This is a genomic window from Chryseobacterium sp. FR048 (assembly GCF_056844665.1).
Genome location: NZ_JBXDSE010000003.1, coordinates 469,023 through 489,749, shown reverse-complemented (window position 1 = coordinate 489,749; position 20,727 = coordinate 469,023). Strand labels below are relative to the sequence as shown.

21 protein-coding genes are annotated in these 20,727 nt (G+C 36.7%); 13 read left to right on the top strand and 8 right to left on the bottom strand.

Features of this window, described 5'->3' with window-relative positions:
• Positions 1-79 precede the first annotated feature (79 nt).
• From AC106K_RS11590 to AC106K_RS11580, 3 genes are all read left to right on the top strand, one after another.
• Positions 80-829, top strand: coding sequence for a hypothetical protein (locus AC106K_RS11590; RefSeq protein ID WP_482445427.1), 750 nt, complete (start codon positions 80-82; stop codon positions 827-829).
• Positions 830-836: 7 nt separating this feature from the next.
• A complete protein-coding gene (locus tag AC106K_RS11585; RefSeq protein ID WP_482445425.1) occupies positions 837-1,553 on the top strand; it encodes a hypothetical protein in 717 nt (238 codons plus the stop codon).
• An 813-nt stretch (positions 1,554-2,366) separates the two neighbouring features.
• On the top strand, positions 2,367-2,738 hold the full coding sequence (locus AC106K_RS11580; RefSeq protein WP_482445423.1) for a septal ring lytic transglycosylase RlpA family protein: 372 nt from the start codon (positions 2,367-2,369) through the stop codon (positions 2,736-2,738).
• Positions 2,739-3,572: 834 nt separating this feature from the next.
• Here AC106K_RS11580 and AC106K_RS11575 read toward each other — a convergent pair.
• The 4 genes from AC106K_RS11575 to AC106K_RS11560 form a co-directional block, all read right to left on the bottom strand.
• Positions 3,573-4,337: an exodeoxyribonuclease III gene (locus AC106K_RS11575; protein WP_482445421.1), complete on the bottom strand. Its 765-nt coding sequence runs from the start codon at positions 4,335-4,337 to the stop codon at positions 3,573-3,575.
• Positions 4,334-4,627, bottom strand: a complete 294-nt coding sequence (locus AC106K_RS11570) for a YciI family protein (protein WP_482445419.1) — start codon at positions 4,625-4,627, stop codon at positions 4,334-4,336. The genes AC106K_RS11575 and AC106K_RS11570 overlap by 4 nt, the downstream gene beginning before the upstream one ends.
• Positions 4,628-4,738: 111 nt before the next feature.
• On the bottom strand, positions 4,739-6,283 hold the full coding sequence (porX, locus tag AC106K_RS11565; protein WP_482445417.1) for a T9SS response regulator signal transducer PorX: 1,545 nt from the start codon (positions 6,281-6,283) through the stop codon (positions 4,739-4,741).
• Positions 6,284-6,415: 132 nt separating this feature from the next.
• On the bottom strand, positions 6,416-8,056 hold the full coding sequence (locus tag AC106K_RS11560; RefSeq protein ID WP_482445415.1) for a S41 family peptidase: 1,641 nt from the start codon (positions 8,054-8,056) through the stop codon (positions 6,416-6,418).
• Positions 8,057-8,342: 286 nt separating this feature from the next.
• On the opposite strand from AC106K_RS11560, the gene AC106K_RS11555 reads away from it, so the two are divergent.
• The 9 genes from AC106K_RS11555 to AC106K_RS11515 all read left to right on the top strand — a co-directional run bounded on the left by AC106K_RS11555 (position 8,343) and on the right by AC106K_RS11515 (position 16,413).
• Positions 8,343-9,569: an HD domain-containing protein gene (locus AC106K_RS11555; RefSeq protein WP_482445728.1), complete on the top strand. Its 1,227-nt coding sequence runs from the start codon at positions 8,343-8,345 to the stop codon at positions 9,567-9,569.
• Positions 9,570-9,640: 71 nt separating this feature from the next.
• Positions 9,641-10,672, top strand: a complete 1,032-nt coding sequence (lpxD, locus tag AC106K_RS11550) for a UDP-3-O-(3-hydroxymyristoyl)glucosamine N-acyltransferase (protein ID WP_482445413.1) — start codon at positions 9,641-9,643, stop codon at positions 10,670-10,672.
• Positions 10,665-12,062, top strand: a complete 1,398-nt coding sequence (locus AC106K_RS11545) for a bifunctional UDP-3-O-[3-hydroxymyristoyl] N-acetylglucosamine deacetylase/3-hydroxyacyl-ACP dehydratase (protein ID WP_047095899.1) — start codon at positions 10,665-10,667, stop codon at positions 12,060-12,062. The genes lpxD and AC106K_RS11545 overlap by 8 nt, the downstream gene beginning before the upstream one ends.
• Positions 12,063-12,851 (top strand): acyl-ACP--UDP-N-acetylglucosamine O-acyltransferase, encoded by a 789-nt coding sequence (lpxA, locus tag AC106K_RS11540; protein WP_047095900.1) that lies wholly within the window; start codon positions 12,063-12,065, stop codon positions 12,849-12,851.
• A gap of 7 nt (positions 12,852-12,858) precedes the next feature.
• Positions 12,859-13,212 (top strand): hypothetical protein, encoded by a 354-nt coding sequence (locus AC106K_RS11535; RefSeq protein WP_482445410.1) that lies wholly within the window; start codon positions 12,859-12,861, stop codon positions 13,210-13,212.
• A 12-nt stretch (positions 13,213-13,224) separates the two neighbouring features.
• A complete protein-coding gene (gene efp / locus AC106K_RS11530) occupies positions 13,225-13,791 on the top strand; it encodes an elongation factor P (protein ID WP_047095902.1) in 567 nt (188 codons plus the stop codon).
• A gap of 67 nt (positions 13,792-13,858) precedes the next feature.
• A complete protein-coding gene (locus tag AC106K_RS11525) occupies positions 13,859-14,761 on the top strand; it encodes a UDP-3-O-(3-hydroxymyristoyl)glucosamine N-acyltransferase (RefSeq protein ID WP_482445408.1) in 903 nt (300 codons plus the stop codon).
• A 90-nt stretch (positions 14,762-14,851) separates the two neighbouring features.
• Entirely contained in the window at positions 14,852-15,724 is an 873-nt protein-coding gene (gene sucD / locus AC106K_RS11520) for a succinate--CoA ligase subunit alpha (protein ID WP_123910440.1), read from the top strand.
• Between the two features lie 17 nt (positions 15,725-15,741).
• Entirely contained in the window at positions 15,742-16,413 is a 672-nt protein-coding gene (locus AC106K_RS11515) for a porin family protein (protein WP_482445407.1), read from the top strand.
• A 251-nt stretch (positions 16,414-16,664) separates the two neighbouring features.
• Here AC106K_RS11515 and AC106K_RS11510 read toward each other — a convergent pair whose 3' ends face one another.
• From AC106K_RS11510 to AC106K_RS11500, 3 genes are all read right to left on the bottom strand, one after another.
• Positions 16,665-17,975: an ABC transporter permease gene (locus tag AC106K_RS11510; RefSeq protein WP_482445405.1), complete on the bottom strand. Its 1,311-nt coding sequence runs from the start codon at positions 17,973-17,975 to the stop codon at positions 16,665-16,667.
• 4 nt (positions 17,976-17,979) lie between these two features.
• Positions 17,980-18,891, bottom strand: a complete 912-nt coding sequence (locus AC106K_RS11505) for an ATP-binding cassette domain-containing protein (protein ID WP_047095907.1) — start codon at positions 18,889-18,891, stop codon at positions 17,980-17,982.
• Between the two features lie 104 nt (positions 18,892-18,995).
• Entirely contained in the window at positions 18,996-19,346 is a 351-nt protein-coding gene (locus tag AC106K_RS11500) for a T9SS type A sorting domain-containing protein (protein ID WP_047095908.1), read from the bottom strand.
• A gap of 118 nt (positions 19,347-19,464) precedes the next feature.
• Here AC106K_RS11500 and hemB point away from each other — a divergent pair, with 118 nt between their 5' ends.
• Positions 19,465-20,454, top strand: coding sequence for a porphobilinogen synthase (hemB, locus tag AC106K_RS11495; protein WP_482445403.1), 990 nt, complete (start codon positions 19,465-19,467; stop codon positions 20,452-20,454).
• Positions 20,455-20,535: 81 nt separating this feature from the next.
• Here the strand turns inward: hemB and AC106K_RS11490 are convergent, their stop codons facing one another.
• Positions 20,536-20,724 (bottom strand): hypothetical protein, encoded by a 189-nt coding sequence (locus AC106K_RS11490; RefSeq protein ID WP_482445402.1) that lies wholly within the window; start codon positions 20,722-20,724, stop codon positions 20,536-20,538.
• Positions 20,725-20,727 lie beyond the last annotated feature (3 nt).

Here is a 20,727-nt window from a genome sequence, read left to right as displayed (position 1 = left end):
AATGATAATCACAAGTTGAGATACATTTTTCCCTTAAAATATTGATGAAAAAAAATGTAATTAAAATCTTTAAAAACTTATGAAAAAATTTTTATTAACAGCGACCATGCTGGTTTGCTTCACGGCAATTTCCAAGGCTCAGCAGGGGCGAGTGGGGATTAACACAACCACACCTGCCACAACTTTAGACGTAGCAGCAGATGCTACTAATGCTTCTAAACCTGATGCCTTACTAGTCCCTCGTTTGACAAGAGCTCAGCTGACAGCTAAAGATGCAGCTTATGTTGCTGCACAAAACGGTGCTCTTGCTTTCGTTACAACTATTGATGGTACTGCAAGTGCTAAAACTACAAACATTACTGCTGTAGGCTTCTATTACTATGACTCTCCATCCACTACGTGGAAAGCTTTAGGTGGAGGTGCTTCAGTTGATACCAGTATCTATGTAGGTGATGGTACTTTATCAGGCCCAAGAACCGTTAATCAGGCAAACAATAACCTGACATTTACTACGGGTACAACAGGTCAGTTTATCGTAAACGGATCAAACAACCTGAAAGGTGCTCAGTATACAAACATCAGAGTGGAAACTAATGCGAATTTTACGACTCAGCCTGGTGATTATATGGTTCATTATGCTGCAACTGGTTCCGGAGGTACTGTAACTCTTCCTTCTGCTGTTACAGAAGTAGGACGTGAATTATGTTTCTTTGCAGAAACTGCTACTCTAAATACAGGAGCTTTAGGTAATGGAGCAAATGTACAGCCAGGATTAGGAACTTGTATTATTTCAAATGGTTCAATCTGGATAACTAAAAACTCATTCTAAATATTTAATGATGAAAAACATATTTATAACAATTCTATCTGTTGCTAGTATCTCTCTATCTGCACAATTAAGAAATAACTTAACTCCTGCAAACGGAGCAATTACTTCAACTACAGCGTTTTTAGATGCTTCATCATCTATCACTTGGAATGGTGCCAATAATAATGGTAAAGGTCTGGTTTTTCCAAGAACAGACTTGGTGGCAATGACGACTTTGGTTGCTCCAGGAAATGGTAGTGCTGCCCTTTTCCCTACCCGATTAGATGGTATGATCGTTTATAATACAGCGACCGGAACAGCAAGTACCGGAACAGCGGGAGTTTCCGTTGTACCAGGTTTTTATTACTATGATAATAAATCAGCTACTCTTAACGGTGGAACATGGAAGCCTTTAGCCAGTGTTGTAGATCCTAAATTCAATGTAACCAGTGCAGCTGCTGGAACACCTACTAATACATTAGTGAATGGAAATCAGGTTTACGCTATTAAAGGGACTTTTAATGCGAGCGGTACTTCTACAGCAGTAGATATTCCTGCTCCTGCCGGTATGTCAGCGATGTACGGAATTACCATTTATAAAGCAGGTACTAATACAGTATATGATAGAAGTTTATATTCTTATACTGTTGCAACCTCTGCTGGTAATGCTATTACAGGTTCTCCAAGCATGTCTGTAGTATATCCTAACGGAACATACGAATATGTATTGGAATATTTAAAATAAAATAATCTTATTTAATTACATAAAAAACCAATGAGCAATCATTGGTTTTTTCTTTTATAAGAAGAATGATGTTTGTGGGTAATAAAAGTAGTGTGGAAGAGTCATTTGTAAATAAATTTCCAGACATCATTGAAATGCTCCAAAAAAGCGGTTTGCTTTAAAATCAAGATTTACCATAAAGTAAGCAGCTCATACAGAAAATTGGATAATACCAAGCCATTATAAAACTATATTCTTATGAGACTATAATCTATGGTTTACTTTATCTTTATAAGGTCCTGATTTTGATAAAAATGCTGAAGATAATTTTAGGGCACAATATTTTCATTGATAATATAAAATAGACTTATACAGTTTTATTTTGAGTAAGAGAGTCTGATTTTTGAAGCAGCATAAATCGCTTTATTCATTTTAACAAAATAAACGGATGTTAAAATTACTTCAGTGATCTTATTATATTAGCTTAAATGTCTTCTATAGATACCTTTACCGGGGATTGGCATCTTAAGACTTTTATTTTTTTAGATTTGATTTCTGACTTTTATTTTAACTTTTAAGATTTTGTAATACATTGATATTTAATATTTTACAAATTTTGTTTTTTTAAATTATGCGCAAATTAGTTAAATATATTAACTTTTTAGTTATTTTTTTAACACTTTTTAACGGTGTGCTTTAAAATCCCTATTCATAGGGGATTACAGTGGTTGTTAACATATTTTTAAACTTTTATTAACGGTTTTTAACATATCGAGTAGGGACTTCTAAAGATTCCTGATACTTTTGCCCTGTCAAAACCAATAAAAGTTCAAAATGATGAAAAGATTCATTCTCGTAATCATAATGATGATTTCAACCTTAGGTATTTACTCTTTTACAGCAAATGCCTTAGATGCGAAAAAAACAAGTTATGCATCGTACTACCACGATAAATTTAACGGTAGAAAAACCGCTAGCGGAGAAATCTTTGATAACTCAAAGTTTACTGCTGCAAACAGAACGCTTCCATTTGGAACAAACGTTAAGGTAACAAACCTTAAAAATGGTAAAGAAGTAATAGTGAGAATTAATGACAGAGGACCTTACCATTCATCAAGATCTTTAGACATGTCTAAAGCTGCGTTCGATGAGATCGGAGATACCAATCATGGTACAATTCCGGTTGAATATGAAATTGTCGACTAAATTTATGATTTAAATTAAAAAAAGCCAGCTGATTCAGCTGGCTTTTTGTTTTGTATTGATGACGGAAGGTATGATCCTCCTTTGGACATGGAATACCTCTCTTGTCGGATCAAGCGCAAAAGCTGGGGGACCATATTGATTGTTTTTATGGAATTTAATTGAAGCAAAGATTTTTAGCATCTTATCCCATATTCTTAAGGAAGCAAAGAATAGAATCAATGAAACTGATTTTTTCTAAGCGAATGCATCTCCATGAACTGCTCCAAGAAGTTTCGTAAATGATACAATGAATCAGGATCATGCTCAAAAGCTTTGGTAAAACAATTGAATACTGATTGATTATTCTAAAATTTATAAACGCAAAGAATTAGTAATTCGAATACTTTATTTTAGGAAGCTAAGTAATGCAACTTCGTCGCTGATGAAGCTTTGTGACTATGCGCTCGCTTCTTCAGATCGATTGAAAATCGATCCCTTCTTAGCTCACTTAAAATAAAGCATACACAAATATGAAGCTTTGCGTGAAAACCTATCTCCACAACTGTTGATTCTAATTGGTAAAGAATATAAAATTTTTTCTATTCAGATGAACTCATTTTTTTGCTTGGTCCACAACTTTTGAGATTGATCCCTCTTGTCTTTAAAATGAATAATTTCTCGTAGATTTTACAGATAATTCAGATTTCATTACCGCAGTCTATCCGCTCACTTTTTCATTCCGGAGGAATCTCAACGCATATAAATTCTTAAAAAAAGAGAATTCCTGAATGAAAGAACTGATGAAAAATCAGGGGGAGTTATCTTTTTCCTGATTGACCATCACATAACCTCTTTTTATATATCCAATTCCAATAATGCCGGGCAATGGTCAGAATGTACGGCTTCTTTTAAAATAACGGCTCTGCTTAGCTTATCTTTTAAACTGTAGGACGTAAAGTTGTAATCCAGCCTCCATCCTTTATTTTTGGCTCTTGAATTCTGTCGATAGCTCCACCAGGTATAATTATCAGGTTCATTGTTGAAAAACCTGAAACTGTCAATCAGTTCACATTCATTGATGAAGTTGGTCATCCATTCTCTTTCCATAGGAAGAAAGCCTGAGACATTCTTCAGACGCACAGGATCATGAATATCGATCGCTTCGTGGCAGATATTGAAATCCCCGGAGATGATAAGGTTCGGAATTTCTTTTTTCAGATTTTTGATGTACTCCAGAAAATCATGGCAGAACTGCATCTTAAAATCCAGTCTTTCAATATTTGAGGCAGATGGAACGTAAACAGAAATAGCAGAATATCCGTCGAAGTCAGCGCGGATGATTCTGCCCTCATTATCGTAGCTTTCAATACCGCAGCCGTACTCTACATGGTTGGGTTTTACTTTTGAGGCAATTCCGACCCCGCTGTAGCCCTTTCTTACCGCTGAGTGCCAATAACTGTGATATCCTAATTTTTCAAGACTTTCGATGTCTATCTGATCGTTTCCGGCTTTGCTTTCCTGAATGGATATGATGTCCGGGTCTGCGGTCTTCAGCCAGCCCAGAAAATCTTTGGTAAATGCGGCTCTGATTCCGTTGACGTTGTATGTAATTAATCTCATGCGTCTTTTATAAAGATTTTAAAATTTTCGTTGTATTTCGATGGGATAAACTCGGTGATCTCATAATCTGCCACTTCATGAATATGAAAAGGATCTTCTTGAATGATCTGCTCAACTTCATTTTTGTCCGAAGCATTACAGAGAATAATACCACCTGTTCTGGGTTCCTTTCTTCCCGAAGCAATAAATAGCCCGGAGTCATAATATTTTTGAAGAAAAGAATTGTGTTCCGGAATATGGGACTCTACATTTTCAAGAGAGACCTTATATGTAAGTGAAATAATATACATGATGTATTTTCTACGAAGATATGAACTCTTGAAGACTATAAAAAAAGAAGCGGAAAAAATCAATTGATTTTTTCCGCTTAAACCCAAAATTAAATAAACTATGAAAAAAAACTACTTGGGTTCTAAAATACTGATCGGAATGATACATTCTTCCAGTGAAATTCCACCATGCTGGTAGGTTTCTTTATAGTAATTTACAAAATGATTGTAGTTCTTAGGATAAGCCAGGAATATATTGTTTTTAGCAAAAATATATTTTGAACTTAAATTTCCTTTAGGAAGGAATAATTTTTCCGGATTGGTAATAGCCCACACATCACTGTCATCATAGGTTAAACTTTTACCGGTTTTGTATCGGATATTGGTAGACGTTTCTCTGTCACCTACTACTTTGCTCGGTTTTTTAACGTATACTGTTCCGTGATCGGTAGTGATCACCAGTTTATATCCGTTTTCAGCAGCCGATTTGATGATCTTCAACAAAGAAGAATTTTCAAACCAGTTCAAAGTAAGAGAACGGAATGTTTTATCATCGCGGATAAGCTGATCTACAATGTGATTATCGGTCTTGGCGTGAGAAAGAATATCGATAAAGTTGTATACAATCACCAAAAGGTCATTGTTTTTATGCTGATTGAAATCATCATAGATCTTTCTTTCAAAATCAGCATTCAGTACTTTCAGGTATTTCATCGACTTTGATCCCAGACCTATTCTCTTCATCTGGTCTTCCAGGAAGTCACGCTCGAATTCATTTTTATTACCTTCTTCATTATCATTAAACCATTTATCCGTGAAACGTTTTTCAATCTCAGACGGCATTAAACCTGCAAAGAAAGAGTTTCTGGCATATTGAGTGGCAGTAGGAAGGATGCTGTAATAATAATCTTCGGAAATCTTATTATAATATTTTGTAAACAACGGCTCAATAACCTTCCATTGATCATAACGAAGATTATCAACCATTAACAGAAGAACTTTCTCCTTTTCCACCTCAGGTTTTACCTTCTCTTTGAAAAGAGTGTGGCTCATCATCGGTTTATCAGAATCGGTAAGCCAGTGCTCGTAATTTTTTTCAATAAACTTGGCAAACTGAATATTGGCTTCTTCTTTCTGCGATTGCAAAAGATCGGCAAATTCATTGTCCGCTACTTTATCAAATTTGATCTCCCAGCTCAGGATCTTTTTATAATATTCAGCCCACTCCTGATAGGTTCTCAGATAAGAGAGTTCCATCGAAAGATTTCTGAATTCCTGTTGGTATTGTAAAATTGTTTTTTGCTCCACAAGATTTTCCTGTTGCAGGTTTTTCTTTAAAGAAAGCAATATCTGATTAGGATTGACAGGCTTAAGGATGTAATCGGCAATCTGAGAGCCAATAGCCTCTTCCATGATGTGTTCTTCTTCACTTTTGGTTACCATTACAATTTTCAGGGAATTATCTTTTTCCTTGATCATAGGGATGGCTTCCAGTCCGGAGATACCCGGCATATTTTCATCAATGAGCGTTAAAGCAAATTTCTCTGAATCCATAAGTTCCAAAGCCTCATTCACATTATTTACAGGGGTTACCTGGTAACCTTTTTTTTCTAAAAATACGATATGAGGTTTAAGTAAATCTATTTCATCATCGATCCATAATATCTTTTCTGACATAATTTATTTTTTACATGGTTATTCTATCAAAATGTTGACCAAATCCGTTTAAAATCTCACAAAACCGAAATATTAAAAGTTAAATATTAGTTAAATGAAAATACCTTTCCATAAATTCGTTTTCTGTGGCGTTCAGTCATTGGTTTTTATATATTTCAAAGCCCTTTCAAGAACTTCATCTTTTCCATTTTTAATTCCCTCTATGGTAGGTTTTACAAGAATATCCGGAACGATTCCGATTCGTTGTGTTTCTCTGCCATCAGGATAATAGGCTCCAAGACCGGTAAAACGGGTATCGAGATCCGCAATTTTAAAAGCAATCACATTTCCATTAGCTCCGGAAGTGTTACTGCCGATGATTTTTGCTCTGGGGTGCTGTTTGAACATCATTGCTGTGGTCTCTGCCTGGCTTTGGGTACTCTCATCTACTAGAACGATGACATTGCCTTTATAGTATTCCTGATTTTTTTTCCCAATGTTATTGATACGCCCGTAATATTTTCCGGGATACCTGGTTTCCGGATAGGTAAACATATAATAAGGAGTAGATTCCGGTAACAACAGATGACTTAAAGGAATAATGGTCTGCTTAGGATAATTTCTGAGATCAAAAATAATAGACTGAGCAGATTTTAAATGGGTGTACATTGTATTCAGGTCCTCTTTTTCTATGACTCCCATATTGACATAGCCTGTTTTTTTGTCTGGATCAATAAATTTCCATTTGTCCGGATTCGTACTTTTTTCCTGGAGAATATCTTTTGTCCAATAAGTTTTTGCTGTTAAAGCGATATTCTGGCCATTCCTTTCCACTTTTAAAGCCAGAGAATCTTTATTACTTAAAAGAAAATGATTCCTTACCTTATATATTTTTCCCCAGGAATTGGAGGCCGGAATATATTTTCCAAGACTGTTTACGATCTGTGGGATGGTTTTACCCTCAATATCATAAATAACATCTCCAACAGTCAAAGGGTTTTTCTCTTTAAAACGATTGGGGGTGATTCTGGTAACTACCAATTTCCCTTCAGCGTAGGAATATTCAACAGGAATTTTTCTGCTTCCATACAAACTGAGGCTGATGGGTTTTGAGTGAAGGTAAGCGTGTGAGTCATCAATTTTGGTAACCAGTTCGGCAAGGGTCAGGTGATACTGCTCTTCACTGTCTATAGCAAGAAATTTTTGCACCATTTCCGTAAGAACATCGTTCCAGTTCTGATCCGTTTCATATTTATAAGGAAAAAAGTATTCTACATAATTCCAATATCTGAATAACTCCAGGAGAGCGATCGGCTGAGACGTAAATCTGGAGCCATATGACTTTTCATTCCTGAAATAGATTTTCCGGTTACCGATACCAAAATAATAATGATCACCTGTATTTCGGTGGGTTTCAATATAATGGAGCTTTTGAGATACCTCCTTATTAAAGAGGTCAGCATTGTCTATCCAGTTCAGATCAAAGTTTTTGAGAAAATAGACTTTATCCTCTTTTTGAGTACATTCTGTGCAAACTTCTATTTTCCCCAGACTTTCAATCCATTTGGAATATAAATTATTTAGGGCTGCTTTATTATCAATGTTTTCAATTTGACTGATTTTTTTGAGCAACTGTTGATCCCATTCCAGATTTCCTTTGGCTACATTGGGATGGTAATATTTGAGAAAGCCCCAAACCCGGCAAAGGGATTCAAGTTTTTGAGTTTCAGATAGGATCTGTGCAGAGAGATTTAAACTTAAAAATATAAAAATGAAAAGAGAGTATTTTCTCATCAAAAGGACTGAGTTTTCTCAAAGATAAGTGATTAATGAAAGAATAGCAAAGGTTTTTTGATGGATTATTGGAAGAAGTAAGTTATTCAGATTATAGAGAATCATTTTTCCCCTATTTTCATCTTCTTTTAAACAATGCTCTCATGAAATTTATAGCAACCTCTATAAATGCTGAGACCGACAGTAACTTCCAGCCTCCCTCTTCCAGCTTCCTGCCTTTTAATACTAATTTAACCATCCCTCAAATTTAAAATCCCTAACTTTGTTTACTAATATTGACGTTTCAATGCAGAATAAGCTAAAAATCATCAACGATCCCGTTCACGGATTTATCAGGATTCCACACGAAATTTTATTTGATATTATTGAACATCCTTATTTTCAGAGATTGAGAAGAATAGGGCAGACCGGACTTTTGAATCTGATCTTTCCAGGAGCTACCCATACCAGGTTTCACCATGCTTTAGGAGCGATGCACCTGATGTTTACTGCATTGGAAACATTGAAGCAGAAAGGGGTTCGGATTTCTGAAGAAGAAGAGAAAGGAGCAATGTTGGCGATTCTGATGCATGATATTGGTCATGGTCCGTTTTCTCATGCTTTGGAAAGTATGCTGATGGATGACTGGCATCATGAGAACCTTTCCCTTTTGCTGATGAATAAACTGAATGAGGAATTTGATGGTCAGCTATCTATAGCCATTGAAATGTTTCAGGGGAAATACCATAGGAAGTTTTTTAATCAGCTGATTTCCTCCCAACTTGATGTAGACCGACTGGATTATCTGAAAAGAGACAGCTTTTTTACCGGAGTATCAGAAGGGAATATTAATACCCAGAGGATCATTTCTATGATGAATGTCTGTGAAGAAGGTGAACTGGTGATTGATACCAAAGGAATTTATTCCATTGAAAATTTTCTTACTGCCAGAATGTTTATGTATTGGCAGGTGTATTATCATAAAACATCAGCACTGGCAGAATTTCTTTTGGTGAAAATCCTTGAAAGAGCAAAATATCTGATTTCTCAAGGGGCAGAACTTCCTGCAACGGATAATTTGAAATACTTTTTGTACCGTGGGAAAAGTGCAGCAACGGATGAAGATATAGAACGATTCACAAAGCTGGATGATAACGATGTGATCCAGGCTATGAAAGAATGGCAGAATTCTGACGATTTTGTGCTGGCCTACTGGTGTCGTTGCGTGATCCAGAGAAATTTGCCAAAAACAATCATTTCATCCCATTCTTTTGAAGAAGGAATCATTGATGAAAAAGTGAGAAAAACCAATGAGTTTTTCGGAATTGATAATGGAAAATTGCTGGTTCATGAGATAAAAAGAAAGCTCTTACCTTACGATACAGAGAAACAGCCGATTTATTTACTGCAGAAAAACGGGAAAAAAATGAAACTTCATGAGTCTGAAGATCAGCTTCTATCAGGGCTTATGGTCAATAAGACAACCCGCCATATTCTTATGTTTCCAAGGGATATTTCAGGACTTGATTCTTAAATAATATTAAAATTTACGATCTGAAACTAAAACATGTTTGCAAATTCTAGAATTTCTTATCTTTGCAGAATATGGAATTTACAGCTTCGCAAATTGCAAGTTTTATTGACGGAAAAATAATAGGCGACGAGAACGCGCTTATTACGGGAGTTTCACCAATTGAAAATGGGGAAACAGGACATCTTTCTTTTATAGCACAAGATCGGTTTTCTCACTTTTTGGATACCTCTAAATGCTCTGTTATCATCGTTTCGGAACAACTTCTGGAGAAAAATCATTATAACCCTACCTTAATCGTTGTAAAAGATGCCTATCTTTCTTTTCAGATTCTGATGAATTTATATCAGGAAATGCAGGGAAGAAAAGAAGGCATTGAAGATGGTTCGTCCATTCACGACTCAGCGGTAATAGGAGATAAAGCCTATATCGGAGCATTCACTTATGTTTCTGAGAAAGCTAAAATCGGGGAAGGGTCACAGATCTATCCACATGTATATATAGGAAAAGGAGTAAAGATTGGTAAAAACTGTAAGATTGACAGTGGTGCCAGAATTTACGATTACTGTATCATTGGAGACAATTGTGTGATACATTCCAATACGGTAATTGGAGGTGACGGTTTTGGTTTCCAACCAACAGCCGAAGGCTTCAAAAAAATACCACAGCTTGGAAATGTTATTATTGAAGATGATGTTGAGATCGGTTCAAACTGCAGTATAGACAGAGCCACAATAGGCTCTACGATTATAGGAAAAGGGACTAAAATTGATAACCTGATTCAGATTGCCCACAATGTGAAAATCGGTCAGAACAATGTGATTGCTGCTCAGGCAGGAATTGCAGGGTCTACTACCATTGGAGACTGGAATCAGATTGGTGGTCAGGTAGGAGTTGTAGGACACATTAAAATAGGAAACCAGGTGAAAATTCAGGCTCAGAGTGGTGTGAATTCCAGCGTTAATGACAGAGAAACATTGTACGGTTCACCGGCAATCAGCTATAATGACTATTTGAGAAGTTATGTGCATTTCAGGAACCTGCCTGGAATAGTAAATAGAATAAATAATCTTGAGAATAACTCAAAAGATAATACTAATGAGTGATATGCAAAAAACACTTCAGCAAGAGGTAACTCTTTCTGGAATTGGTCTTCACACGGGTAAAGAAGTAAAACTTACCATTAAACCTGCAAAAGAAAACACAGGTTTTGTATTTGTAAGAACAGACTTAGAGGGACATCCTCAGGTAGAAGCAGATGTAAATTATGTTGTAGCAACGGAGAGAGGAACTACATTAGAAAAACTAGGGGTAAAGATTACCACTTGCGAACACCTTTTAGCAGCTTTAGTAGGTTGTGATATAGATAACGCGGTTTTAGAAATGGATGCCTCTGAACCTCCTATCCTGGATGGATCTTCAAAATACTTTGTTGAAGCGATCGAAAGTGTTGGGGTTGTAGAACAAAGCGTAGCAAGAGAATACCTTGTTGTAAAAGAAGTTCTTACCTACAGTGATCCGGCTACCGGCTCGGAAATCACGATTATTCCTTCAGATACTTACGAAGTAACTACAATGGTAGATTTTGGGACTAAAGTATTAGGAACTCAGAATGCCACTCTTAAAAATATTTCAGAATTTAAAGACGAAATCTCTTCAGCAAGAACATTCAGCTTCCTGCACGAATTGGAAATGCTTTTAGATCACGGTTTGATCAAAGGGGGAGATATTTCCAATGCGATTGTTTATGTAGATAAAGATCTTACGCCTGAAACAACAGAAAAATTAAAGAAAGCCTTTGGAAAAGATAATGTATCCATCAGACCAAACGGTATTCTGGACAATCTTAATTTAAATTATCCTAACGAAGCGGCAAGACACAAATTACTTGATGTAATTGGTGATTTAGCTTTAGCAGGAGTGAAAATAAAAGGTAAAGTTATTGCCAACAAACCAGGACACTTTGTAAATACTCAGTTTGCCAAAAAACTGAACCGTCAGTGGAAACTGCAGAAAAAGAAAAATGTTCCGGATTTTGACCTGACGAAAGAACCAGTATTTGATATTAACGGAATTATGAAGCTTATGCCTCACAGACCTCCGTTCTTATTGATCGATAAAGTTCTTGAACTTTCAGACTCTCATGTCGTAGGATTGAAAAATGTGACCATGAACGAGCCTTTCTTCGTTGGACACTTCCCTAAAGAACCTGTAATGCCTGGAGTTCTTCAGGTAGAAGCATTAGCACAGACAGGAGGTATTCTCGTACTGGCTAGCGTTCCGGATCCTGAAAACTATTCTACTTATTTCATCAAAATTGATAAGGTGAAGTTCAAGAGAAAAGTAATTCCGGGAGATACTCTTATATTCAAAATTGAATTAATTGAGCCTATCAGAAGAGGAATTGTTCATATGCAGGGATATGGATACGTGGGAGACACCGTGGCAGTAGAAGCAGAGCTTATGGCTCAAGTTGCAAAAAATAAAGTTGATTAAATGATTCATCAATTGGCAGCCGTAGATAAACGTGCGAAAATCAGCAAAAATGTAATTGTAGAACCTTTCACTACAATTGCAGGGGACGTAGAAATCGGAGAAGGAACCTGGATCGGTCCTAATGTAACCATCATGGATGGAGCAAGAATAGGAAAAAATTGTAGGATTTTTCCCGGGACCGTAATCTCAGCAATCCCTCAGGATTTGAAATTTGATGGTGAGGATACCCAGGTGATTATCGGTGATGATACGACAATCAGAGAGTGTGTAACGGTAAACAGAGGAACAAAAGCCTTAGGATATACTAAAATAGGTGCGAACTGCCTTATCATGGCTACTTCACACATTGCACATGACTGTGTCATCGGAGATCACGTTATCATAGTAAACGGTTGTGGTATTGCAGGACATGTGGAGATTGGAGATTACACGGTTATGGGAGGTTTATCAGCTGTTCACCAATTTGGTAAAATCGGGAAACATGTAATGATTTCCGGAGGTACCCTGGTAAGAAAAGATATTCCACCTTACGTAAAAGTAGCAAGAGAGCCAATGTCTTATGCAGGGATCAATTCTGTGGGATTAAGAAGAAGAGGATTTACCAATGAAAAAATCTTTGAAATCCAGAAGATCTACAGAGCAATCTTCCAAATGAAGATGAACGTTTCTCAGGCTATTTCTCACATCGAAAAAGAAATGCTTCCAACGGCTGAAAGAGATGAAATTTTACAGTTTATTCAAAACTCACCAAGAGGTATCGTAAAAGGATACGGAACAGGTAAAGAATAATAACTGTATGAAACAGGTGTTTTTCATACTGAATATGATTGTGTTTTCAACCGGTTTTGCCTTTGCTCAGGTAAAAATACAGGATGATACAGTAAATCTGGTTCAGGATATAAAACATTTGGATCCGGCGAGTATATATCAAAAACAAAATAATCCGGCAGATCAGTTTGTAAAAAATACAAATTTGAATATCAGCCAGAGTTTAAAAGCTGTTTATGTTAAAAATAACGGTTTTAAAAAAGAAGTTGATTATTTTAAATCAGACGAAAATGTTTTTGAAAATGAATTGGGAAGGATCAGAATCAATGAAACAGCACGTGACAGAATAGAATCCGTTCTAAACATAATTTTAAATAAGTAATATAACATATTAATGGCAACAAGTAACGATATTAAAAAAGGTCTTTGTATCGAGTATAGCAACGATATTTTTAAAGTAATCGAATTTCTTCACGTAAAACCAGGAAAAGGACCTGCTTTCGTAAGAACAAAATTAAAGTCAGTAACGAACGGTAAAGTAATTGATAATACTTTCTCTGCGGGACACAAAATTGATGAAGTAAAAGTAATCACAAGAAAGTTCCAGTATCTTTATGATGATGAGAATGGTTTTCACTTTATGAACAACGAAGACTTCTCTCAATTGTACATCAACAAAGAAATGATTGAGAACGCTCAGTTTATGAAAGCAGGTGAAGAAGTAACCATCATCCTTAAAGAAGCTGACGAAACACCTCTTTCTGCTGAACTTCCACAGTCAGTATACCTGGATGTAATTGAAGCTGATCCGGGAGTAAAAGGAAATACAGCAACAAACGCTCTGAAAAACGCTATCGTTGAAACAGGAGCAAGAGTAATGGTTCCTTTGTTCATTGAGCCGGGAGACAGAATTAAAGTAAGCACTGAAGACGGTAGCTACTTAGAAAGAGTAAAAGAATAAATAAAATGTACATAAATTCGGTTTGCATCAGCAGTCCGAATTTTGTTTTATAAGAAAATCTATTGTTATGAGATTCCATTCTCCGCAAAAGCTTAAAACGATTGCAGATTTAATAGGTTCCAAATTTGTGGGGCCGGAAGACTTTGAAGTATTGGGCTCTAATGAGATCCATATGGTAAAACCGGGAGAAATTGTATTTGTTAATCACCCGAAATACTACGACAAAGCCTTAAACTCTGCAGCTACTATTATTTTGATTGATAAAGAAGTAGATTGCCCGGAAGGTAAAGCACTTCTGGTTTCTGATGATCCTTTCAGAGACTTTAATAAAATCAATATCCATTTTACAAGAATTTATAACTTCACAGAAGAACTTCATGATGCTGAGATAGGAGAGGGGACGAGAATCCACCCTTCGGCAGTCATTGGAAATAACGTGAAAATAGGAAAAAATACCCTGATCTTTCCTAATGTTGTCATTGGTGACAGAACGGAGATCGGAGATAATGTGATCATCCAGTCCAATACCGTTTTAGGAGGAGATGCTTTCTATTACAGAAAATTAAATGGAAACTTTGACCGTTTAATTTCTGTAGGAAATGTTGTGATCGAAAATAATGTGGAGATCGGGAACGGATGTACCATCGATAGAGGAGTTACAGATTCTACGATCATTGGAGAAGGTTCCGTATTGGATAACCAGATTCAGGTAGGACACGACACCATTATCGGAAAAAAATGTCTGATTGCTTCTCAGGTGGGAATTGCAGGATGTTGTGTGATAGGAGATGAGGTAACATTATGGGGACAGGTCGGAATCGCTTCCGGAAATAAAATTGAGAGCGGATCTGTACTTCTGGGGAAAACCGGAGTCAACAGAGACCTGGAAAAAGGGACCTATATCGGGATGTTTGCAGAAGATTTCAAAACTTATCTGAAAAAAGAAGTAAAACTGAGAAATCTCAAATAAACAATTCCAAAGGTTTTATCCAAAATCAAAGAAATTTGAGTAAATTTGTGAGCATTAATAAAATAATAAATAAATTAAAACAACAATAAAATGTCAATTTTAGTAAACAAAGATTCTAAAGTAATTGTACAAGGATTTACAGGGAACGAAGGAACTTTCCACGCTGGTCAGATGATTGAATACGGAACAAACGTAGTAGGTGGTGTTACTCCAGGAAAAGGAGGTAGCGAGCACCTAGGAAAGCCAGTATTCAATACTGTAGCTGACGCTGTTGAAAAAGCAGGAGCTAATGTAAGTATCATTTTCGTACCACCGGCATTCGCAGCAGACGCTATCATGGAAGCTGCTGAAGCAGGGATCAAAGTAATTGTATGTATTACTGAAGGTATTCCTGTAGCTGATATGGTAAAAGTAAAATCTTATATCGCGGACAGAGACTGCAGATTAATCGGACCAAACTGCCCTGGAATCATTACTTCTGAAGAAGCTAAAATTGGTATTATGCCAGGTTTCGTTTTCAAAAAAGGTAAGGTAGGTATCGTTTCAAAATCAGGTACCCTTACTTACGAAGCTGCTGACCAGGTTGTAAGAGCAGGTTACGGTATTTCTACAGCTATCGGTATCGGTGGTGACCCAATTATCGGAACTACTACAAAAGAAGCTTTAGAATTATTCATCAACGATCCGGAAACTGAAGCGGTTGTAATGATCGGTGAAATCGGTGGTGGATTAGAAGCTGAAGCAGCAAGATGGTACAAAGCAAGCGGATCTACTAAGCCGGTTGTAGGATTTATCGCTGGACAGACAGCTCCTAAAGGAAGAACAATGGGACACGCTGGTGCTATCGTAGGTGGTGCAGAAGATACAGCTCAGGCAAAAATGGAGATCATGAGAGAAAACGGTATCAACGTTGTTGACTCTCCTGCTGATATTGGTGCTACTGTAGCTAAAATTCTAGGATAATATAAAACCCAAACCATATGAAAAAACTTTTATTAGCCTCTGCCTTAACTCTTTCTGCTTTATCTTTTGCCCAGATACAGTGGCAAAATACAAGATTTGGAGTTACTGGAGGTTTAAACTACTCCAGAGTATCAAATGCCCATAACCCTTCCGGCCCAAGATACACTTTTCAAGGTGGAGCTTTGGCATTGATCCCCGTAGGGAAGGCAAACCAATTCTTTATACAACCTGAAGTACTGTACTACGGTGCAGGAGAAACAGGAAGAGATAAAGATGTTAAAGGAAAAGATGGTTATGATGCTGTATATGCGAATAACTATCTGAGTGTGCCTCTTTATTTCAAAGGATATTTTTCAGAATCTGAATCAGAATTCTTTGGATTAATTGGACCAAGATTTAACTTTCTGTTAAGCCAGAATGTTAAGAATGTTCCGGCAAACAGACCTTATTATGATCCAGATGTTACTGATCCTTCACAACCTGCGGGAGTGAATGGAAAAGCAAATAGCTTTAACTGGGGATTAGGACTGGGAGTAGGATATAGCTATAAGAGACAACTTGAAGTTGCTGTAAAATATGATTTAGGTCTTGGAGATACCTATCCTGGTCTTGCAAAAGAAACTAAGGGTAGCGATAAGAAAAAATCAGAACAGGTACTTGCTGTTACCTTAAGCTACATATTCAAATAAAATAATATTCAGAATATTACATAGAATCCCGGAAAGTAAATTTCCGGGATTTTTATTTTGTGGAAAAACTAAATGCAAAGTAGCAAAAAAGCAAAAGGGCAAATCCGCTTATTTGCAAATTTGCCCTTTCTTTATTCTCATTGTTCAGCCTTCTTTGCCTTCTTTGCCTTCTCAGCTTCCTTTGCCTTTTCAGCTTCCTTAGCTTTTCAACTTTTTAGCCCTTCCGCCCTTTTACCTTTTCGCCTAATAAACTATCCTCTAATCCATTTCCAAAGCTCTTTCAATGTCGCTTTATTACCGTACATCAAAATTCCTACACGGTAGATTTTTCCGGCCAGGAAGATCATAAAAATCGTAGTTCCCAATAATAGGGCAATAGATAAAGCAATCTGCCACGCAGGAACTCCAAACGGAATTCTGGCAATCATGGCAACCGGAGAGGTGAATGGGATGATCGACAACCAGAATCCCAGCGGACCATCAGGATTGTTCATTAAAGTGAAACTTCCATACATTCCCAGTGTCAGTGGTAAAATAGCAAATAACGTAAACTGTTGTGTTTCGGTTTCATTATCTACTGCAGAACCAATAGCCGCATAAATAGAACTATAGAAAATATATCCTAAAAGGAAAAATACGATGAATACAAAGATGATCAGTGGAAAATTCAGCTCCAGTAAACTATGAGAAATTTGAGTGGCAAGCTGTCCCATATCCAGTTTGCTGGCAATCTCTTCATTTCCACCCGGAATACCTTTTTGAATAGGAGAGAAGCCGGTATTCAGAACCAGAGCTCCAATGACAGACATGGAAATCCAGATTAAAAACTGAGTCAGTGCAACCAAAGTTACCCCCAGAATTTTCCCCATCATCAGTTCGAAAGGTTTTACAGAAGAAATGATAATCTCTACCACACGGTTGTTTTTCTCTTCAAGAACACTTCGCATTACTCTTACCCCATAAATAATGATAAACATAAAGGTAACATACATCAGCACCATACTCAGACCTGATTTTACCCCAAAAGAAAGATCAGAATCTTCCTTATTATTGTTATTGATATTAATGGTTTTCAGACTGAAGCTTTTATCCAGATCATCCAGTTGAGTTTCCTGGATGCCCAGTTGCTTGATTTTTTCTTTTTTGACAATATTGCTGATGTCAGAAACAATTCTTTGCTTGGTGTCAAACCCTATCTTGTTGTTGATAACCAGCCTTGTATCTTTTTCAAGTTCATCAAAATTCTGGTTTTTCAGCTCAGGAAGGATAAGCATACCGTCCAGAGATTCATTCTTTTTTAAATTGTTGATCTTGGATTTTTCATCGGCAGCAGAAACAAAAATGTAATTTAATTTGTCGTTAGATTTCAGCTGGTTGGTAAACAGTCCGCTTTTATCAACCACTTCTATAATGCTGTGTGACTCATTTGCCTTGAACATTAATCCGATGACCGCTCCAAAAGCAATGATCATGACAGGAGCCAGCAGGGTCAATATGATGAAAGATTTTTTCTTAACCTGTGTAAGAAACTCTCGCTTGGTAATTAAAAAAATATTATTCATAAAATTAGGAATGGTTACTTACAGCATTAATAAACACTTCATTCATACTAGGGATTCTTTCGTCAAATGATCTCACTTTACCTACCTGTACCAGATCAAGAAGAACATTATTCTGGCTCTCCTCATTTTTCAGGTCGAAAGAGATGAGATTATTCTCATTCGATAGGTTGAAAATATCATATTTGTTTTTGAAACTTTCAAACTGATCGTTACTGACTTCAGAAAGCGTAACCCCGAAAATATTTTTCTTGAATTTTTCTCTTACATCAAAGACTCTTCCGTCGATAATTTTCTTGGAATTGTTGATCAGTGCCACATAATCACACATTTCTTCCACACTTTCCATTCTGTGAGTGGATAGAATGATGGTGGTACCATTGTTTTTAAGATCAATAATCTGGTCTTTGATCAGATTGGCATTCACAGGGTCAAAACCGGAGAATGGTTCATCAAGGATCAGAAGATGAGGTCTGTGAAGTACTGTTACCACAAACTGTATTTTCTGTGCCATTCCTTTAGAAAGTTCAGAAAGTTTTTTCTTCCACCATTGGTCGATATTAAGTTTGTCAAACCATTTCTTGGCTTCGTTCAGCGCGTCGCTTTTGCTCATGCCTTTCAGCTCTCCGAAATAAAGGATCTGATCACCTACGCTCATGTTTTTGTATAGCCCTCTTTCTTCGGGCATGTATCCAATGTCTTTGATGTGATTGGGATTCAGTTTTTCACCATTGATGAAGATGTCTCCTGAATCGGCCTGGGTAATCTGATTGATGATCCGGATAAAAGAAGTTTTTCCGGCTCCGTTGGGACCTAAAAGACCGTAAATACTGCCTTTTGGAACATGGATGCTGAAATCATCCAATGCGACCTTTTTTCCGGCATTATAGGTCTTTTTAATATGTTCAGCTTTTAGCATTAAGTTGTTTTTTACAATTAGTATAAAAAAGTCCTTAAAGTTACGGAAATATTAAACGAGATTAATGCAAAAGAAAAAATCCTGATGATTATCAGGATTCTAATTTATTGTTTTACGATTTGAGTAACTTTCTGCGTGTTGTCACTTAAAATATAACGGATCATATATTTTCCGGGTTTCAATTTTTCAATATTGATTTCTCCGGAGTTCATATTAACGGTATAGCTGGCAACCTGCATACCCAAAATAGAATAAAAAGTCACACTTTTGATTCTCAAAGAAGAATCTTTTGCCTTAATGATAAGGAAATCCTTTGCAGGATTCGGGTAGGCAAGCAACACACCATCATCTGCTTTTTGGGTGATGGAACTCGGCTCTCTAAGCTGAGCTTTTAAATTGTTGGAAAATCCAACAAAAGTGCCTACAAATAGAATTAAAAGTAAAAGTTTTTTCATCAAATTTATAATTTCTCGAATATATATAACAAATATAATAAATTCTATAATTTCTTACAATAGTTTTTTGCAGAACTTATATTAAATTTGTAGAAACTTATTCAAAAAGTATTCCAAAATGATACATTCAAGAAATAGAAGACTTAGAGTTAATGAATCTATCAGAAGTTTGGTAAGAGAAAATGTGCTTACAACTGATGATTTTGTAATGCCGATCTTCGTAATGGAGGGCGAAAACAAGCAGGAGGCAATCCCGTCTATGCCGGGAATATTTAGGCGGAGTATAGATTTAACAGTGAAGGAATGTAAGGAATTATTTTCTTTAGGTGTAAAAGCGGTCAATTTGTACATGAAAGTGTCAGATCATCTGAAAGACAATACCGGAAAAGAGGCATGGAACAAAGACGGATTGATGCAAAACACAATCAAAGCGATCAAAGATGCTGTTCCGGGAATGATCGTAATGCCGGATGTGGCTTTAGACCCTTATTCAATCTATGGACACGACGGAATCATTGAAAACGGAAAAGTTTTAAATGATGCTACCAATGATGCACTGGCAAGAATGTCAGTATCACACGCAGAAGCAGGAGCAGATCTTGTAGCGCCAAGTGATATGATGGACGGAAGAGTACTTGTCATTCGTGAAGCTTTAGAAGAAAGCGGGTTTACAGACGTAGGAATTGTAAGCTATGCTGCCAAATATGCAAGTTCTTTCTACGGACCTTTCAGAAGTGCATTAGACAGTGCCCCGAAAGATGATATGGAAATTCCGAAAGACAAGAAAACTTATCAGATGGATTTTCACAATACCCGTGAAGCATTGAACGAAGTATTTAAAGATATTGATGAAGGTGCAGATGTGATCATGATCAAACCGGGACTTCCTTATCTGGATATTGTTTCTAAGGTACGTGAGGCTATTGATCTTCCGATCGCAGTTTATAATGTAAGCGGAGAATATGCTATGGTAAAAGCAGCTGCTCAGAACGGTTGGCTGGATAATGATAAGACCATTATTGAAAGTCTTACTTGCTTTAAAAGAGCCGGTGCAGATATGATCTTTACCTATTTTGCTAAAGAAGCCGCCATTTTATTGAATAAATAAGATCGTCGGTTTAGAATAAAAAAGTCAGTTGCTCTGGAAAGAACAACCGACTTTTTTTATTAGAAAAATAAATTCTTCTGATTATCCGTTTCCAAAGCATATTCTATAACGACGATCACCAGGCTGAATCGGGCTTCGGCCTCCATCATCGTCTACACAAACCTGAGTAGGGCATAGATACCAGCCCGCAGGACAGTTTCCGTTAGCATCAGGAAACCTTAGATTTCCTCCATGAATGTTTTTCAGATCTTTTTTCGATAATTTTTTCATAGT

What these genes read in the sequence shown, in the direction of transcription:
- AC106K_RS11590 (WP_482445427.1), top strand. Translation starts at nt 80, where the DNA reads ATGAAAAAATTTTTATTAACAGCGACCATGCTGGTTTGCTTCACGGCA.
- AC106K_RS11585 (WP_482445425.1), top strand. Translation starts at nt 837, where the DNA reads ATGATGAAAAACATATTTATAACAATTCTATCTGTTGCTAGTATCTCT.
- AC106K_RS11580 (WP_482445423.1), top strand. Translation starts at nt 2,367, where the DNA reads ATGATGAAAAGATTCATTCTCGTAATCATAATGATGATTTCAACCTTA.
- AC106K_RS11575 (WP_482445421.1), bottom strand. Translation starts at nt 4,337, where the DNA reads ATGAGATTAATTACATACAACGTCAACGGAATCAGAGCCGCATTTACC.
- AC106K_RS11570 (WP_482445419.1), bottom strand. Translation starts at nt 4,627, where the DNA reads ATGTATATTATTTCACTTACATATAAGGTCTCTCTTGAAAATGTAGAG.
- porX (WP_482445417.1), bottom strand. Translation starts at nt 6,283, where the DNA reads ATGTCAGAAAAGATATTATGGATCGATGATGAAATAGATTTACTTAAA.
- AC106K_RS11560 (WP_482445415.1), bottom strand. Translation starts at nt 8,056, where the DNA reads ATGAGAAAATACTCTCTTTTCATTTTTATATTTTTAAGTTTAAATCTC.
- AC106K_RS11555 (WP_482445728.1), top strand. Translation starts at nt 8,343, where the DNA reads ATGCAGAATAAGCTAAAAATCATCAACGATCCCGTTCACGGATTTATC.
- lpxD (WP_482445413.1), top strand. Translation starts at nt 9,641, where the DNA reads ATGGAATTTACAGCTTCGCAAATTGCAAGTTTTATTGACGGAAAAATA.
- AC106K_RS11545 (WP_047095899.1), top strand. Translation starts at nt 10,665, where the DNA reads ATGAGTGATATGCAAAAAACACTTCAGCAAGAGGTAACTCTTTCTGGA.
- lpxA (WP_047095900.1), top strand. Translation starts at nt 12,063, where the DNA reads ATGATTCATCAATTGGCAGCCGTAGATAAACGTGCGAAAATCAGCAAA.
- AC106K_RS11535 (WP_482445410.1), top strand. Translation starts at nt 12,859, where the DNA reads ATGAAACAGGTGTTTTTCATACTGAATATGATTGTGTTTTCAACCGGT.
- efp (WP_047095902.1), top strand. Translation starts at nt 13,225, where the DNA reads ATGGCAACAAGTAACGATATTAAAAAAGGTCTTTGTATCGAGTATAGC.
- AC106K_RS11525 (WP_482445408.1), top strand. Translation starts at nt 13,859, where the DNA reads ATGAGATTCCATTCTCCGCAAAAGCTTAAAACGATTGCAGATTTAATA.
- sucD (WP_123910440.1), top strand. Translation starts at nt 14,852, where the DNA reads ATGTCAATTTTAGTAAACAAAGATTCTAAAGTAATTGTACAAGGATTT.
- AC106K_RS11515 (WP_482445407.1), top strand. Translation starts at nt 15,742, where the DNA reads ATGAAAAAACTTTTATTAGCCTCTGCCTTAACTCTTTCTGCTTTATCT.
- AC106K_RS11510 (WP_482445405.1), bottom strand. Translation starts at nt 17,975, where the DNA reads ATGAATAATATTTTTTTAATTACCAAGCGAGAGTTTCTTACACAGGTT.
- AC106K_RS11505 (WP_047095907.1), bottom strand. Translation starts at nt 18,891, where the DNA reads ATGCTAAAAGCTGAACATATTAAAAAGACCTATAATGCCGGAAAAAAG.
- AC106K_RS11500 (WP_047095908.1), bottom strand. Translation starts at nt 19,346, where the DNA reads ATGAAAAAACTTTTACTTTTAATTCTATTTGTAGGCACTTTTGTTGGA.
- hemB (WP_482445403.1), top strand. Translation starts at nt 19,465, where the DNA reads ATGATACATTCAAGAAATAGAAGACTTAGAGTTAATGAATCTATCAGA.
- AC106K_RS11490 (WP_482445402.1), bottom strand. Translation starts at nt 20,724, where the DNA reads ATGAAAAAATTATCGAAAAAAGATCTGAAAAACATTCATGGAGGAAAT.